The organism is Couchioplanes caeruleus, assembly GCF_023499255.1.
Classification (GTDB): domain Bacteria; phylum Actinomycetota; class Actinomycetes; order Mycobacteriales; family Micromonosporaceae; genus Actinoplanes; species Actinoplanes caeruleus_A.
In genome coordinates this window covers 6,909,154-6,924,389 of sequence record NZ_CP092183.1, presented here as the reverse complement: position 1 = coordinate 6,924,389, position 15,236 = coordinate 6,909,154, and the positions used below count along the sequence as shown (strand labels likewise).

The 15,236-nt window shown below is 73.5% G+C and carries 14 protein-coding genes; 10 read left to right on the top strand and 4 right to left on the bottom strand.

Going from position 1 to position 15,236, the window contains the following annotated elements:
• The first annotated feature begins 49 nt into the window (after positions 1 to 49).
• The gene (locus tag COUCH_RS31950; RefSeq protein ID WP_249608910.1) at positions 50 to 502 is read left to right on the top strand and encodes a GNAT family N-acetyltransferase; all 453 of its coding nucleotides are present in this window, start codon (positions 50 to 52) and stop codon (positions 500 to 502) included.
• Here the strand turns inward: COUCH_RS31950 and COUCH_RS31945 are convergent.
• A complete protein-coding gene (locus COUCH_RS31945; RefSeq protein ID WP_249608909.1) occupies positions 489 to 2,081 on the bottom strand; it encodes an RICIN domain-containing protein in 1,593 nt (530 codons plus the stop codon). The genes COUCH_RS31950 and COUCH_RS31945 overlap by 14 nt on opposite strands.
• Positions 2,078 to 2,674, bottom strand: coding sequence for a type II secretion system protein (locus tag COUCH_RS31940; protein WP_249608908.1), 597 nt, complete (start codon positions 2,672 to 2,674; stop codon positions 2,078 to 2,080). The genes COUCH_RS31945 and COUCH_RS31940 overlap by 4 nt, the downstream gene beginning before the upstream one ends.
• Before the next feature lie 53 nt (positions 2,675 to 2,727).
• Between COUCH_RS31940 and pepN the strand changes: the two genes are divergently transcribed.
• The 7 genes from pepN to COUCH_RS31905 all read left to right on the top strand — a co-directional run bounded on the left by pepN (position 2,728) and on the right by COUCH_RS31905 (position 9,859).
• A complete protein-coding gene (pepN, locus tag COUCH_RS31935; RefSeq protein WP_249613871.1) occupies positions 2,728 to 5,238 on the top strand; it encodes an aminopeptidase N in 2,511 nt (836 codons plus the stop codon).
• Between the two features lie 59 nt (positions 5,239 to 5,297).
• The gene (locus tag COUCH_RS31930; protein WP_249608907.1) at positions 5,298 to 6,821 is read left to right on the top strand and encodes a hybrid sensor histidine kinase/response regulator; all 1,524 of its coding nucleotides are present in this window, start codon (positions 5,298 to 5,300) and stop codon (positions 6,819 to 6,821) included.
• A 26-nt stretch (positions 6,822 to 6,847) separates the two neighbouring features.
• Entirely contained in the window at positions 6,848 to 7,435 is a 588-nt protein-coding gene (gene nadD / locus COUCH_RS31925; RefSeq protein ID WP_249608906.1) for a nicotinate-nucleotide adenylyltransferase, read from the top strand.
• A gap of 89 nt (positions 7,436 to 7,524) precedes the next feature.
• A complete protein-coding gene (gene rsfS, locus COUCH_RS31920) occupies positions 7,525 to 7,923 on the top strand; it encodes a ribosome silencing factor (RefSeq protein ID WP_249608905.1) in 399 nt (132 codons plus the stop codon).
• Positions 7,920 to 8,558 carry a histidine phosphatase family protein gene (locus COUCH_RS31915; protein WP_249608904.1) on the top strand — a complete coding sequence of 213 codons (639 nt, stop codon included), beginning with the start codon at positions 7,920 to 7,922 and terminating at the stop codon, positions 8,556 to 8,558. Before rsfS ends, COUCH_RS31915 begins: the two co-directional genes overlap by 4 nt.
• Positions 8,559 to 8,605: 47 nt before the next feature.
• Positions 8,606 to 8,986: a hypothetical protein gene (locus tag COUCH_RS31910; RefSeq protein WP_249608903.1), complete on the top strand. Its 381-nt coding sequence runs from the start codon at positions 8,606 to 8,608 to the stop codon at positions 8,984 to 8,986.
• A gap of 24 nt (positions 8,987 to 9,010) precedes the next feature.
• Entirely contained in the window at positions 9,011 to 9,859 is an 849-nt protein-coding gene (locus COUCH_RS31905; RefSeq protein ID WP_249608902.1) for a DegV family protein, read from the top strand.
• Here COUCH_RS31905 and COUCH_RS31900 read toward each other — a convergent pair.
• Both COUCH_RS31900 and COUCH_RS31895 read right to left on the bottom strand, forming a co-directional pair.
• Complete coding sequence (locus COUCH_RS31900; protein WP_249608901.1) at positions 9,856 to 10,881, bottom strand: hypothetical protein; 1,026 nt, start codon at positions 10,879 to 10,881, stop codon at positions 9,856 to 9,858. The genes COUCH_RS31905 and COUCH_RS31900 overlap by 4 nt on opposite strands.
• A gap of 40 nt (positions 10,882 to 10,921) precedes the next feature.
• The gene (locus COUCH_RS31895; protein WP_249608900.1) at positions 10,922 to 11,695 is read right to left on the bottom strand and encodes a putative protein N(5)-glutamine methyltransferase; all 774 of its coding nucleotides are present in this window, start codon (positions 11,693 to 11,695) and stop codon (positions 10,922 to 10,924) included.
• Positions 11,696 to 12,024: 329 nt separating this feature from the next.
• Here COUCH_RS31895 and COUCH_RS31890 point away from each other — a divergent pair, with 329 nt between their 5' ends.
• The gene (locus tag COUCH_RS31890) at positions 12,025 to 12,834 is read left to right on the top strand and encodes a ComEA family DNA-binding protein (protein WP_430641012.1); all 810 of its coding nucleotides are present in this window, start codon (positions 12,025 to 12,027) and stop codon (positions 12,832 to 12,834) included.
• Positions 12,831 to 15,182, top strand: a complete 2,352-nt coding sequence (locus tag COUCH_RS31885; protein WP_249608899.1) for a ComEC/Rec2 family competence protein — start codon at positions 12,831 to 12,833, stop codon at positions 15,180 to 15,182. The genes COUCH_RS31890 and COUCH_RS31885 overlap by 4 nt, the downstream gene beginning before the upstream one ends.
• Positions 15,183 to 15,236 lie beyond the last annotated feature (54 nt).

Genomic DNA, 15,236 nt, shown 5'->3' with positions numbered 1-15,236 from the left:
TCCAGATCGGCGCAACGTGCTGGAAACGGGCGCGATCTAGGTTGGCGGGATGCTGATCGAGTCCCGTACCGCCACCGATCCCGAGCTGGCCGCGCTGCTCGTCGCGCAGCAGCGGGAGCTCGCCGAGGCCGACGGTGGACAGGACGGTCAGGTCTACCTCACCCACCACGGCGTGGCGTACCTGGTCGTGGTGGTGGACGGGCGGGTCGTGGCGTGCGGGGCGTGGCAGCCCCTGGAGCCGGGTGTCGCCGAACTCAAGCGGATGTACGTGCGGCCGGCGTACCGGGGGCGGGGGATCGCCCGGCAGCTGATCGTGGCGCTCGAGGAGGAGGCGCTGGCGGCGGACCGGCCGGTGCTGCGCCTGGAGACCGGCACCTACCTGCCGGCGGCCATCGCGCTGTACCGCTCCGCGGGCTACGTGCCGATCCCGGTGTACGGGGAGTACGTGGGGAATCCGTACAGCGTGTGCTTCGAGAAGTCGCTGGCGCTCACTTCTCGCTGACGTCGCTCACCGCCGAGCTGAGCACCATCGGGTCCGCGTTCCACTTCTGGCCGCGGGTGCCGTCGCAGACCGCCAGCGTGCCCTTGCTGACGTCCTTGTTGCCCGTGTACCAGTAGTCGTGTGCGGTGTCGGTGGGGGCGAGGCACCAGGTGGTCCCGGTCGGGGCGCCGTACGTGGTCTCGATCCGGTAGGCGGTGGCGAACACGCCCGTGGCGCCGCGGCGCGTCCACGTGGTCGCGGGGGTGGCCGGCGCCGTCGGGTCACACGTCACCAGCTTCGGGTACGACGCGGTCGCCGGGTCGTACCCCGGCGGGTTGAGCCGCCCGGGGCTGCTGAGGCAGTAGGTGCCGTTGTCCTGGTCGCTGTGCAGCCAGATGACGCCCGCACCGCTGCTGTGGCCGTCCGGGATCGCCGGCAGGTGCCAGACCTGGTTCCACTGCACGATGCCGTTGGGGCTCTGCTTGCACGGCCAGATGACCATGTACGGGGCCGTCACGTCGTTGCCGGAGACGTCGAAGCAGCGGCCGAACTGCTGGAAGTTCACCAACTGGTTGCTCTTGGCGCCCGCGCCGCCGGTGCCGACGGCCGCCTCCGGCTGGAAGCTGCGGGTGACCGTGTATTCGTCGCCGCAGGCCTTGTCGTACTGCGAGACACCGGCCGGGTCGCTGGCGGCCGCGTGCAGCACGATCGTGCTCCCGGCGATGCCGGGGCTGACCACGTGGAAGCACTGCTGGTCGCGCGCGGCGTTCTTGGTGCCCTCGAAGTTCGCGCGGTCGTTCAAGCTCCACTGCTGCCGTTCCGCGGTCGGCTCGGCGCAGGCGCGGAAGACGACCTGCTCGCCGTGCACCGGCGCGGCGTCCAGGCACATGCCCTTCGAGCCGTCCGCGCGGGAGGCGACCAGGACCAGGTTCAGGTTCGACACGTACGCGAACTTCTGCCGGTCGTCGTTGCTGTCGCAGACCTGCAGGGTGAGTGGCGCACCGGCCACCAGCGTGCCTGCGGGCGCGGAGAAGCACAGGTCGGGGTTGTTCTGCCCGAGAACGTGTACGAGTCCGCCGGCGACGTTCTCCCGGGTGGCGCTGTGCAGCGTGTACGTCGCTGTGACCGTACGTGGAGCAGTTGTTCCTCCGGTGTCCAGAGCGCGACCGGTCGACGAGAGCAGGACGTAGACGGGGGTTTCCGCGCCGGACAGGTGGCTGCCCGTGCACGTCATCTTGTTGGCCTGCGCCCAGCCGACGTCGCCCGCGGGCGGCTGCGTGCGCAGATAGTGGATGGCGACGGTGTAGGACTGGTCGGTGGCGGTGTTGACCGTGCCGGTGAACGGGCCGCAGGGCAGCTTCGCCGGGTCGCCCGCGCCGTCGGTCACGGCGAGACGGATCTGACCCAGGGCGACGTCGATCCCGGACTGTGCCGCGTCCAGGGCCTCGGAGCTGTGCACGGTCGCGCGGGTGCCGGAGATCTGCGCCGACACGGCCGCGGCGAGCAGGCCGCTGAGCGACACGCCGACGAGGATCAGCAGCATCGCCATGGGCAGCGACCCGCGGTCGCCGGTGGCCCGGGAGACGAACCGGCGGATCACTGCGCGAACACCGGGTCGGACGGGTCCGCGCTGAACAGCGAGGTGGCGGCGCGGATGCAGACGGCGTCTCGGCAGTCGGGGGAGCGCCAGGCGACGCCGACGACGAGGCGGATCATGGCCGCGGGCAGCGCGTCGTTCACGCCGCACCGGCCGCCGCCGGCCGCCTGCCAGCAGCGTCCGACGAAGTAGTAGCGGTAGTAGGAGACCCCGTTGACGGAGGTGATCTCCGCGACGTCCGGAAGCGGCACGGTCGCCGTCACCGCCGCGACGGGCGCGTCCCAGCGCACGGTGTCGGACAGGTAGCCCAGGGAGTCGAAGCCGCTCACGTCGGTGCAGCCGCCGCACTGCGCGCGCCCCACCAGCAGGGTCGGCCCGCCGAATCCGCGAGCGGCCTCCATCCCGCTCTGGGCGAGGCGCGTCGCGGTCTGGATCTGGGCCTGATAGCGGCTCGTACGCGTCGACGACACGAAGTACGTGCCGAGCGCGGCCATCACCGTGCTGATGAGGGCGAGCGCGACCATCACCTCGATGATCGTGAACCCGTCGTCGGCGGGCCGCCCGCTGCTGAGCCGCATGACCCCTTCAGTCGGCATCGGTCAGCAGTCTGTGAGAAGCCGTGACGATGTTCTCGGGCATGATGGTCGGCATGCCGAGCCTGACCCGCGCCGAGGCCACCGAGAGGGCCGCCGCCATCACCGTCACGGACTACGCCGTCGACCTGGACATCACCGCACCCGGTGACACGTTCCGGTCGCGGACGGTGCTGACGTTCTCCGCCGAGCCGGGCGGCTCGACGTTCGTCGAGTGGGAGCCCGCCTCACTGATCTCGGCGACGCTCAACGGCACCCGGCTGGAGCCGTCCGCGTTGGCCGGCGAGCGGCTCACGCTGACCGGGCTCGCCGCCACCAACGAGCTGGTGGCCGAGGCGGAGATGCGCTACTCGAACACCGGCGAGGGCCTGCACCGCTTCGTCGACCCGGCCGACGACCGCGTCTACCTGTACGCGCACATGTTCCTGGACGGCGCCCGGCGCATCTTCCCCTGCTTCGACCAGCCGGACCTCAAGGCGCCGTTCACGCTGGCGGTCACCGCGCCCGAGGGCTGGCTGGTGGCGGCCAACGGCGAACGGATGGGTGCGGCGGGCGGCGGGCGCTGGGAGTTCGCGCAGACCAAGCCGCTGGCCACGTATTTCGTGTCGCTGATCGCCGGGCCGTACCACGCGGTGACCGACGAGCACGACGGCATCCCGCTGGCCCTGTACTGCCGGCAGGCGCTCGCCGAGCACCTCGACGAGCAGGCGGACGAGCTGTTCACGGTCACGAAGCAGTGCCTGGACCGCTATCACGAGCTCTTCGACGTGCGATACCCGTTCGGTCACTACGGGCAGGCGTTCGTGCCGGAGTTCAACTTCGGCGCGATGGAGAACCCGGGGATCGTCGTGTTCCGCGACGAGTTCATCTACCGCTCCGCGGTCACCGACGGCCAGCGCGAGCAGCGGGCGATGGTCGTGGCCCACGAGATGGCCCACCAGTGGTTCGGCGACCTGGTGACCATGGCGTGGTGGGACGACCTGTGGCTCAACGAGTCGTTCGCGGAATACCTGGGCACCCGGATCACCGCCGAGGCCACCCGGTTCACCGAGACCTGGACGACCTTCGCGATGCAGCGCAAGGCGTGGGGCATGCGCGCCGACCAGCGCCCCTCGACGCATCCGGTCGCGCCGGCCGACGTCGACGACACCGCGCTGGCGCTGCTCAACTTCGACGGCATCTCGTATGCGAAGGGCGCCGCCGTGCTCCGGCAGCTCGTCGCGTACGTGGGGGACAAGGCGTTCCTCGCGGGGCTCAACGAGCACTTCGCGGCGCACGCGTACGGCAACGCCACGCTGGCCGACCTGCTCGCCGCCGTGTCCCGGGCCAGCGGCCGCGACCTCGGCGGGTGGGCCGACGTGTGGCTGCGCCGCGAACAGGTCAACACGCTGCGCGCCGAGGTCGAGCGCACCGACGACGGCCGGTATGAACAGGTCACCCTCGTGCAGACCGCTCCGGACGGTCATCCGGTGCTGCGCCCGCACAAGCTCTGCCTGGGGCTCTACGACCGCGGCGCGGACGGTGCGGTGACCCGGCGCCGGATGATCGAGGTCGACGTGGACCCGGAGACCGACGGCGCCCGGACCGTGATCGCGGAGCTGGCCGGGGAGCCCGCCGCCGACCTGCTGCTCGTCAACGACGGTGACCTCGCGTACGCGAAGATCCGGCTCGACCCCGAGTCGGCCGCCGCCGTGCCCGCGATCCTGCCGCTCCTGGACGACTCGCTCGCCCGCGCGGTGCTGTGGAGCGGGATGCTGGACGCCGTCACCGACGGCGAACGGCCGGTCGCCGAGCTGGTCACGCTGGTGCTGGCCGCGCTGCCGGTGGAGCGCGAGGTGGTCATCGTCGAGGACGTGCTGCGGATGACCCGGGCGCTGGTGGACCGCTATCCGACGCCGGAGGCCCGGCCCGCCGCGCTGGAGATGCTCGCGCAGGCCTGCGACCGGCTGGTCGCCGCCGCCGAGCCGGGCAGCTCGCGCCAGCTCGCCGGGGTGCGCGGGCTGATCGGCTCGAGCGTCGACACGGCACGCCTGCAGGGCTGGCTCGACGGCGAGAACGTGCCCGACGGCGTGGCCGTGGACGCCGACCTGCGCTGGCTGATCCTGCAGCGCCTGGTGGTGCTGGGCGCGGCCGGGCCGGAGCGGATCGAGGCCGAGCTGGCGCGCGACCGCAGCGCCCAGGGTGAGCAGGCGGCGGCCCGGTGCCGCGCGGCGCTGCCCGACCCGGAGGCGAAGGCGCGCGCCTGGGAGTTCGTGATCTCGGATCCGGACGCGTCCAACCGCATCCTCGAGGCCACCGCACAGGGCTTCTGGCAGCCGGAGCAGCTCCCGCTGGTCGAGCCGTACGCCGAGCGGTACTTCGCCGACATGCCGGGGATGCTCGCGCGCCGGACCGGCATGAGCGGGGAGCGGCTGGCCGTCACGGCGTACCCGTCGGTGGTGGTGGCCGAGCGCACCCGGGAGCTCGCGGCCGGGCTGCTGGGCCGCGGCGATCTCTCGGCGATCCTGCGCCGGGTGGTCACGGACGGCGACGACGACGTCCGCCGCGCGCTGCACGCCCGCGGATAGAGAATTTCGCCCCTTGCTCCCGGTTCGAGAGGATAGCCTCGAGAGCACGGGGGTGAGCGGTGGAGTGGTCCGAGGAGCTGTCCGGCGGTCTTCTGCAGGCTGCCCCGGATGCCATCGTCGTCATGGACGAGGGGCGGATCGTCCTGCTCAACGACCGGGCCGAGGAGATCTTCGGCTGGCCCCGCGACGAGCTGCTCGGCAAGCACGCCGACGTGTTGCTCACCGAGGCCGCGCGGGACGCCTTTCCCGAGGAGGCCAAGCGCTCGGGCCGGGGAATGGGTGCCGGGCCGATGGGCACGGTCTCCCTGCGCGTGCTCCGGCGCGACGGCACGGAGTTCCCCGCCGAGGCGTCGCTGGCCGTCGTCTCCACCGCGCAGGGTGAGCTGACCGTGGCGGTGGTCCGCGACGTCACCGAGCGCCGGCAGCTGGAGGCGGCGGCGCAGGGGCACCGCAGTCAGCGGCTGGAGGCACTGGGGCAGCTAGCCGGCGGCATCGCGCACGACTTCAACAACCTCCTCGGCGTGATCGTGAACTACGCCCACTTCGTCATCGAGGAGGCCGAGTCGCCCAGCCCGGACGTGGCCACCATCGCGGCCGACGCGCGCCAGGTGGTCAAGGCCGGCGAACGGGGCACCGGCCTCACCCATCAGCTGCTGAAGTTCGCCCGCCGCGAGGTGATCCGGCCGCAGGTGCTGGACCTGAACGAGGTGCTCCGCGAGGTCGAGGAGCTGCTGCGCCGTACGCTCGGCGAACACATCGGGCTGGTCACGAACCCGGCCGCGACGCTGCCCACGGTGACCTGTGACCCGGGTCAGATCGAGCAGCTGCTGGTCAGCCTCGCCGTGAACGCCCGCGACGCGATGCCCGGCGGTGGCAGCCTCGTCATCGACACCGCGGCCGCGCACCTGTCGCCCGGCGAGCACCCGGAGCTGACTTCCGGCGACTACGTACGGCTGCGGGTCTGCGACTCGGGCCGCGGGATGACGCCGGACGTGGTGGAGCGGGCGTTCGAGCCGTTCTTCACCACCAAGCCCAACCACGAGGCGGCCGGGCTGGGCCTGGCGACGGTCTACGGCATCGCCACCCAGGCCGGCGGCAGCGTCGGCATCGCCTCGGAGCCGGGCGTGGGCACCACCGTCACCGTGCTGCTGCCGGCCTCGCAGGGGGAGGCCCCGGAGGAGCCGGCCGAACCGGAGCCCGCCGCCACCCTCGGGCACGGCGAGACGCTGCTCGTGGTCGAGGACGAGGCGGCGCTGCGGGACGTGGCCGGGCGCATCCTGTCCGGGGCGGGCTACCACGTGCTGTCGGCCGACGGCGGCACCCGGGCGCTCGAGGTGGCGGCGCTGCACGAGGGCACGATCGACCTGCTGGTCAGCGACGTCGTGATGCCCGGCATGCTGGGCAAGGAGCTGGCCGAGCGGCTCACCGGCGTACGGCCCGAGACCCGGGTGCTCTACATGTCCGGGTACGCCCAGCCGGTCCTGGCCTCGCAGGGCACCCTCGACCCGGGCGTGGCGCTGCTCGAGAAGCCCTTCACCGCGGAGGATCTGCTGGCCGCGGTCCGCAAGCGCCTCGACAGCTGATCGGGCGATTGATCTAGGATTCGCCGATGGACAGGCGTCGGCGGATCGGGATCATGGGCGGGACGTTCGACCCGATCCATCACGGTCACCTGGTGGCGGCGAGCGAGGTGCAGAGCCGCTTCGACCTCGACGAGGTGGTGTTCGTGCCGACCGGTCAGCCCTGGCAGAAGGGCGCGGTCAGCCCGGCCGAGGACCGCTACCTGATGACGGTGATCGCGACCGCGTCGAATCCGCGCTTCCATGTGAGCCGCGCGGACATCGACCGGGACGGGCCGACGTACACGATCGACACCCTGCGGGACCTGCGCGCGATCTACGGGTCCGAGACCGATCTGTACTTCATCACCGGCGCCGACGCGCTGGAGCGGATCCTGTCGTGGAAGGACGCGCTGGAGATGCTCTCGCTGGCGCATTTCGTCGGCGTCACCCGGCCGGGCTTCGAGCTCTCCGCCGCCCATCTGCCGGCCGACAGCGTGACGCTGGTGGAGGTGCCGGCGATGGCGATCTCGTCCAGCGACTGCCGGGCCCGGGTCGCGAAGGGGCACCCCGTCTGGTACCTGGTACCCGATGGTGTGGTGCAGTACATCGCCAAGCGCCATCTTTATCGCGACTGACGACCGCTTTCGGGTGCTCTGTCCGGATCGGGTTGTCATACCGGTGTGAGAGGCTTGAACCCGACAAGAAACCCGACGAGGGGAGACCGGTGCCCGTCACCGACCGCGCCCGCGAGCTCGCGCTGACGGCAGCGCAGGCCGCCGCCGACAAGAAAGCTCAGGACATCGTCATCATCGACGTGGCCGAGCAGCTGTACATCACCGACGCGTTCGTCATCGCGTCGGCCTCCAACGAGCGGCAGGTCGTCGCGATCGTCGACGCCATCGAGGAGGCCCTGATCAACCTCCCGGAGAAGGCGAAGCCGGTCCGCCGCGAGGGTGAACGCCAGGGCCGCTGGGTCCTGCTGGACTACGTCGACATCGTCGTGCACATCCAGCACACCGAGGAGCGGGAGTTCTACGCGCTCGACCGGCTGTGGAAGGACTGCCCGACGATCGAATTCGTCGACCGCGACATGGTCGAGGCCGACTCCTCCGGCGTGGCATGACCACGACCCGCCTCATCGTCTGGCGGCACGGCAACACCGACTGGAACGCGGCCGGCCGCGTCCAGGGGCAGTCCGACGTGCCGCTCAACGGGCTCGGCGAGCAGCAGGCCGTCGACGCGGCCGAGCTGCTCGTCCGGCTGCGCCCCGCCGCCCTGGTCTCCAGCGACCTGCGCCGCGCCGCCGACACGGCGGCCGCCCTGGCCGCGCTGACCGGGCACTCCGTGCGCCACGACGAGCGCCTCCGGGAGCGGTACTTCGGCGCCTGGCAGGGCCTGACGATGGACGAGGTCGCCGAGACCCGCCCCCGCGAGCACGCCCGCTGGAAGGCCGGCGAGGACGTCATCGGCGGCGACATCGAGACCCTCGACGCCATGGGCAAACGGGTCGCCGACGCGTTCCAGGAGGCCGCCGGCTCCGTGCCCGAGGGCGGCACGGTCGTGGTGGCCACCCACGGTGCCGCGGGCCGCCAGGGGATCGGCAACCTGCTCGGCTGGCCCCGCGAGCAGCTGCGGACGCTGCGTGCGCTGCAGAACTGCCACTGGGCGGAGCTCACCCACGACGAATCGCGCGGGTGGCAGCTCGCGGCGTACAACGTGGGGCCGTTCTCCGAGCGGCCGGTCCCGCCGCCGGTTTGACCACCTCCGCCCGGAACGGATCGGCGGGCCGGTAGCGTCCAAGGGCCATGATGATCCGACGCACGACTCTGCTCGCCGCGACCGCGCTGGCGCTGTCCGTCGCCGGCTGCGCCAACGGAGGCGGTGGTCCCGCCGAACCGGTCGGAGCGCCCGCCCCGCAGGCACCCGCCTCTTCCGCCGTTCCCACGGAAGAGACCAGCACGCCCGTCGACACCAGCACCCGGACGATCTCCGGCACGATCAGCGCGGGCGTCGAACCCGGCTGCCTCATGCTCGACGACAACCTGCTGATCATCCGGGACGAGAAGCTGCGCCCGGCCGCCAAGGACGGCGCCTCCGTCACCGTCACCGGACGCTCCCAGCCCGGCACGATGACCACCTGCATGCAGGGCACGCCGTTCGTGGTGACCTCGATCCGCGCGAACTAGCCCCGCATCGGCTACCGTGCCCGCATGCCCGTCGCGGTCGTCACCGACTCCACCGCGTACTTTCCCCCCGAACTGAGCGGGACGTACGACCTGACCGTCGTCCCGCTCACCGTCGTCATCAACGGCGACGAAGGGCTCGAAGGGCTGGAGATCTCGCCGGCCGAGGTGGCCCGCGCGCTCGGCGGCCGGCGCTTCACCGTCAGCACCTCCCGCCCCGCGCCCGGGCAGTTCGCCGCCGCGTACCGCAAGCTGCTCGACTCCGGGGCGGACGGCGTCGTGTCCGTGCACCTGTCGTCGCGGCTGTCCGGCACGTACGACGCCGCGGTCCTGGCGGCCGGCGAGGTCGGGCCGCAGGTCCAGGTCGTCGACAGCGGCACCACCGGCATGGGGCTGGGCTTCGCGGCGCTCGCCGCGGCCAGCACGGCCCGCGCGGGCGGCACGCTGGAGCAGGTACGCCGGTCCGCGGCCGACAACGCCGCGCAGGTGAGCACGCTGTTCTACGTCGACACCCTCGAGCACCTGCGCCGGGGCGGCCGGATCGGCGCCGCCTCGGCCCTGCTCGGCACCGCGCTGTCGGTGAAGCCCATCCTGCACGTGCTCGACGGGTCGATCGTCGTCCGCGACAAGGTCCGTACGGCCGGCCGCGCGCTCGCCCGGCTCGTGGACCTCGCCGTGGAGGCCGCCGGCACCGGCGACGTCGACATCGCGGTGCACCACCTGGGCAGCGCCGACCGGGCCACGGCGCTCGCCGACGCGGTCGCGATGCGGCTGGGGGACCGGCTACGGGACTGCTACATCACCGAGATCGGAGCCGTGGTGGCCGCCCACGTCGGCCCGGGGGTGGCCGGGGTGGTCGTGCACCGGCGCGGCTAGACCGGCCACTTCTCGGCGCGCCAGCGTTCCGGGTTGAGGCCCTGCGCGATCAGGTGCGGCTCGACCTCGTCCCAGGGCTTGACCGTGTCGCCGTACTGGACCTCGTCCGCCCGGGGCAGCAGCGCCGGGCCGTCCGAGGCCCACACGGCCCGCGTGCGCCCGTGGCTCGTGATGAGCAGCTCGGCCGCGAGCGGGAGGCTCTCCGCCTGGCGCTCGTACGCCCGGGCCGCGAGAACGGCCTCGGCCCGCCGCACGCAGACCTCCAGAGGTGAGCCCGGCGACCCCGGATACGGCACGGTCCGGCCACGCTCGTCGGACACGTACGCCATCGGGGTGATGGCCCGCGGCGACGCCAGGAAGGCCGCCTCGGCCTGCGCGAACAGCCCCGGGAGCAGGTCGCTGCCGTCCGCGGTGACCAGCAGCGTGCCCCGCTCCGGCGCGAACGCCACCGGCCGGCCGCCCACCTGCCCGGCCAGCCCCGCGAGCCAGCCGTCGAGCAGCAGGTGCGACGTCCAGTACGAGTCGCCGTCGTCCACGAACTGCACCACCACCGGCTCATCGGCGGCACCCACCAGCGTCGCCCCGGACAGGTTGGCGCGCGCGGCGGCGAACACCTCGTCGTCGGTCACGCCCCAGCCGTGCGCGGCGTTCACGTACGTCATCGTGTCCGGCTGGTCCACCACCACGTATTCGGCGAGGAACGGGAACGCGGGCCGGCTCAGCGGGGCGCCGACCTCGGCCGGCGGAACCGCCCCGCGCAGCACCGGGCGCAGCAGCGGCCGGGCCTGCGCCCAGGTCGCCGGCAGCCCCGGCGCCCGCAGGAACGCGGTGACGAACTCGGCCGCCCGGCCGCGGACCACCTCGTCGAGGCGCAGCACGCTCGGCTCGCCGTCGCCCGGCCGCGTCGCGTGCACCGTGAACGAGGCCCGGTGGTAGCGGGCATCCGGCACGCCGGCCCGGCGCAGGCGCCGGAGAACCTGGCTCGCCAGGCGCGCCCGGGCAACACTGCGGAACAGCCCCACGGCGCTCGTGCCCTCCCCGCGTGTCGGTCGGCCGCCGACCTTATCGCCTCGGGGACGCGCCTGTCACGACCGTCGCATCAAGGTCGTCATCGGAATGCACGGCGGCCCGCAGACCCGCCGCACGCACGGCATCGACGGCCGCCGGTACCTGCGCCTCGGTGACCTCGGAGAGCAGCAGGCCGCCGGGGGCCAGCCAGGCCGGAGCCTCGGCCACGACGGAGCGGAACAGGTCGAGGCCGTCCTCGCCGCCGTCCAGGGCCGTGCGGGGCTCGTGCAATCGGGCCTCGGCCGGGAGGAACGGGAGGTGGCGGGTGGCGACGTACGGGACGTTCGCGAGCAGGACGTCGACGGTTCCCCGCAGGTGGCCGGGCAGGCCGGTGAAGAGGTCGCTGCGGTGCACGTCGCCGCCGAGGTTGTCGCGGGCGCAGGCCACGGCGGCGGGGTCGGCGTCCGCGGCGTGCAGGGTGATGGACGGTACGCGGTGACGAACGGCCATCCCGAGGGCTCCGGAGCCGCAGCAGAGGTCCAGGACCGTGCTCCGCGCTCCCGCGTGCGCCGCCGCCAGAGTGACCAGCAGGCCGCTGCGGAAGCGGGGGACGAAGACGCCGGGGCGTAGCCGGACCCGGACGCCGCAGAAGTCCGCGTAGCCGACGACCTGCTCCAACGGCTCGCCCTCGACCCGGCGGCGGACGAGTTCCCCCAGCGTGGCGGCGTCGGGAGCGGCTTGCGTGAGGACCGCTGCCTCGTCTTCGGCGAACACGCAGCCGGCGGCGCGCAGCCGCTCCACGACCTCGGGCTGTACCACAGATTTCATCGATCTCCCGGTTGTCCACACTGCGCCGCCGTCCACAGGCGCTCCGGCGCTCCTCGCCGCCGAAACCCTACGGTCGCGGCGTGTCTGAGGCGAACGAATCCGAAGCGGCCGTACGTGCCAGGCTCAGCACGGTCCTGGCGCGGGCGGCGGTGCCACCTGCCGAGTCCTCCGGGTTTCGACCCGGGTCGCCGTGGGCTGCGCCGCCCGGGGACGCTGTTCCTCCCCCCTCGTCGCCTTCTTCGCCGGCCTCGCCTTCTGCGCCGGGGTGGCCCGCGCCGGGTGGGTCACGGCTCAGCTGGGTGGATGTGGTGCCCGGGTGGTCGGAGGCTGTGCCGGGCTGGCCGCCTGATGCGCCTGGCTGGCCGGATGATGTGACGCTGCCCTCGGCGGGGGAACCCGTGAGTCCCGCGCCGAGCGGGCCGGGGGATCTTGCTTGCCGGCCCGCCTGGTCCGCTTCGGACACGCCGCTGCGATCGGCCGGCGAGGAGGGCCCCGCGCCCGGTCCGGGGGTGTTCGGCGCGGGTGCGACGTCGCGGTTGGGGGCGTTCGATCCGGGACGGCGGGGCGTCAAGGCGCTCGCTGCCGTCGCGGCCGTGGTCGTGCTGGTCGCCGCTCTGATCGCGTGGCGGTCGCGGCCGCGGGTGGAGCCGGTACCGGTACCCTCGATCGAGGCCGTCACCGGCGCCCCGGCCTCCCCGTCCGCAGCGGCCGAGGTGGTGGTGGCGGTCGGGGGCAGAGTGCGAAGGCCCGGGCTCGTGCAGTTGAAGTCCGGGGCGCGGGTGGCCGATGCCCTGCGGGCCGCCGGGGGAGCGGTGCCCGGCGTCGACGTCGCCCCGCTCAATCTGGCCCGCAAGGTCGTCGACGGTGAGCTGATCATGGTCGGTGTCACGCCGCCGCCCGGCGCCGCACCGACCGCACCGGCCGGCCCGGGACCGGCGGGCGGCGGAGGGCCGGTCAACCTGAACACCGCGACGCTCGCCGACCTCGACACGCTGCCGGGGGTGGGTCCGGTACTCGCCCAGCGGATCCTCGACGCCCGGGACGCCCAGGGCGGCTTCAAGGCCGTCACGGACCTGCGCAAGGTCGACGGCATCGGGGACGCGCGCTTCGAGCAGCTCAAGGACCTGGTGACGGTATGAGGGCGGACCTGCGGCTCGCCGGGTTCGCCGTCGGATGCTGGCTGGCCGCGCTGGCGGCCCTCCACCTGCCGTTCCGGGTGGGACTCGCCGTGGGGGGAATCGCCCTGCTCACTGCTGTCGCCGCTGCCATCGCGCCGGCTTCGTCCCTCGGCGGGTGGGCCGGCCGGCTGTGGCGGGACGGCGGGCGGTGGGTGGTCGCGGCCGTGCTGCTCGGTGCCGGGTGCGGGGCCGTCGCCACCGCCGCCCGGGTCAGTGTGCGCGAGGCGGGTCCGCTGGCCGCTCTGGTCGCCGCCGGGGCCACCGTACGGGCGGAGCTGGTCGTGCGGGACGACCCCCGGGCGCTCGACGGGTCGCCGGGCCTGCCGCCCACGTACCTGGTCTCGGTGGAGCTGAACGGGCTGCAGCCGGAGGACGCCCCCGCGATGCGGCTGTCGGCGCGGGCGATCGTGCTCGGGAAGAACCCGGCGTGGCGGCCGTTGCTGCCGGGGCAGCGGCTCTCGGCGACCGGCAAGCTCCTCGCCCCGCGGGGCGGCGACCTGCGCGCCGCCGTGCTGTCCGTCAAGGACGCTCCGGTGCTGCACGGTCGGCCGTCGTGGTCGCAGCGCGCCGCCGGTTCGCTGCGGGCCGGGCTCCAACGCGCGTGCGAACCGCTGCCCGACGACGTCGGTGGGCTGCTGCCGGGGCTGGTCGTGGGGGACACGAGCCGGTTGCAGCCCACGCTCGAGGAGGACTTCCGCACCACCGGCATGACCCACCTCAACGCGGTGAGCGGCGCGAACGTGGCGATCATCCTCGGCGTGGTGCTGTTCGCCGTCCGGCGGACGCGGGCCGGACCGGTCCTCACCGCGGTGATCTGCGCCGGTGGGCTGGTCGGGTTCGTGATCCTGGCCCGGCCGTCGCCGAGCGTCGTACGGGCCGCGGCGATGGGGGCGATCGGGCTGGCAGGGCTGGCTACGGGGCGGTCACGGGCCGCCGTGCCCGCGCTGGCGGCGGGAGTGGGCGCGCTGATCGTCGCCGACCCGGAGCTCGCCGGGGATCCCGGGTTCGCGCTGTCCGTGCTGGCCACCGCCGGTCTGCTCCTCGTGGCACCGGGGTGGCGGGACGCGTTGGTGCGGCGGGGCTGGCCGTCCTGGGCGGCGGAGGCGCTGGCCGTGCCCGCCGCGGCCCAGGTCACCTGCGGGCCCGTCGTGACCGGGCTGTCCGCCAGCGTCAGCCTCGTGGCCGTGCCGGCGAACCTGCTGGTCGTGCCGGCCATCGCGCCCGCGACGCTGCTCGGGGTGTCGGCCGCCGTGCTGTCACCGGTGTGGCCGGCCGGCGCCGAGTTCACGGCGTGGGTGGGGCAGTGGCCCACGCGGTGGCTCGTGGTCGTGGCGACGTACGGGGCGAGGGTGCCCGCGGGCGCGCTGCCGTGGCCCGGTGGCGTGGGCGGTGCCGTGCTGCTGGGGGCGCTCACCGTGGCGTTGCTGGTGGCGGCGCGCAGGCCCGTCGTACGGCGGCTGGCGGCGGTGGTCGCGGCCGGGGCGATGCTGGGGGCGCTGCCCGTACGGCTGCTCGCCTCGGGATGGCCGCCGCCGCGCTGGATCGTCGTGACCTGCGCGGTGGGCCAGGGCGACGCCGTGGTGCTGCCGGTGGGCCGGGGACAGGCGGTTGTCGTGGACGCCGGGCCCGAGCCGGACGCGGTGGACCACTGCCTGCGGCGGTTGGGCGTACGGCAGGTCGTGCTGTTCGTCGTCAGCCACTTCCATGTGGACCACATCGGCGGGGTGAAAGGGGTGTTCCGCGGGCGTACCGTCGGCGCGGTCGTCACGCCGGACTGGCCGGAGCCGCCCGCCGGCCGGGCAGCCGTCGCCGCCGAGGCCGGCGCCGCGCGGGTGCCCATGACCGCCGTCGGACCGGGCTGGCGGTACGCGGCCGGCGGGCTGGAGATGACCGTCATCGGGCCGTTCGAGCCGCTGCACGGGACGAACTCCGACCCCAACAACAACTCGCTGATCCTGCTGGCCCGGGTGGACGGCCGGACGGTGCTGCTGCCGGGCGACGCGGAGACGGAGGAGCAGGACGAGGTGCTCCGGCACGTCGGCGCTCGTGCGGTACGGGCCGACGTGCTGAAGGTGGCGCATCACGGCAGCGCGTACCAGTCGCCCGAGTTCGTCGACGCCGTCGACCCGGCCGTTGCGCTGGTGTCCGTGGGCCTGCACAACGACTACGGGCACCCGAACGCGTCGTTGCTCGCGAAGCTCGGGCGCGACGGGGCCAAGGTGCTGCGTACCGATGAAGGAGGCGATCTGGCGGCGGTCCGTACCGGAGGAGGGCTGGCTGTGGTGGCACGTGGTGACCCGCCGTCCTGAGCCGCCCTGTCACGTTCCGGATCGGTGTCTCGTCCCCTGTGCGAGACATGCGGT

What these genes read in the sequence shown, in the direction of transcription:
- COUCH_RS31905 (WP_249608902.1), top strand. Translation starts at nt 9,011, where the DNA reads ATGCCCGTCGCGGTCGTCACCGACTCCACCGCGTACTTTCCCCCCGAA.
- COUCH_RS31895 (WP_249608900.1), bottom strand. Translation starts at nt 11,695, where the DNA reads ATGAAATCTGTGGTACAGCCCGAGGTCGTGGAGCGGCTGCGCGCCGCC.
- pepN (WP_249613871.1), top strand. Translation starts at nt 2,728, where the DNA reads ATGCCGAGCCTGACCCGCGCCGAGGCCACCGAGAGGGCCGCCGCCATC.
- COUCH_RS31950 (WP_249608910.1), top strand. Translation starts at nt 50, where the DNA reads ATGCTGATCGAGTCCCGTACCGCCACCGATCCCGAGCTGGCCGCGCTG.
- COUCH_RS31940 (WP_249608908.1), bottom strand. Translation starts at nt 2,674, where the DNA reads ATGCCGACTGAAGGGGTCATGCGGCTCAGCAGCGGGCGGCCCGCCGAC.
- COUCH_RS31885 (WP_249608899.1), top strand. Translation starts at nt 12,831, where the DNA reads ATGAGGGCGGACCTGCGGCTCGCCGGGTTCGCCGTCGGATGCTGGCTG.
- COUCH_RS31910 (WP_249608903.1), top strand. Translation starts at nt 8,606, where the DNA reads ATGATGATCCGACGCACGACTCTGCTCGCCGCGACCGCGCTGGCGCTG.
- COUCH_RS31915 (WP_249608904.1), top strand. Translation starts at nt 7,920, where the DNA reads ATGACCACGACCCGCCTCATCGTCTGGCGGCACGGCAACACCGACTGG.
- nadD (WP_249608906.1), top strand. Translation starts at nt 6,848, where the DNA reads ATGGACAGGCGTCGGCGGATCGGGATCATGGGCGGGACGTTCGACCCG.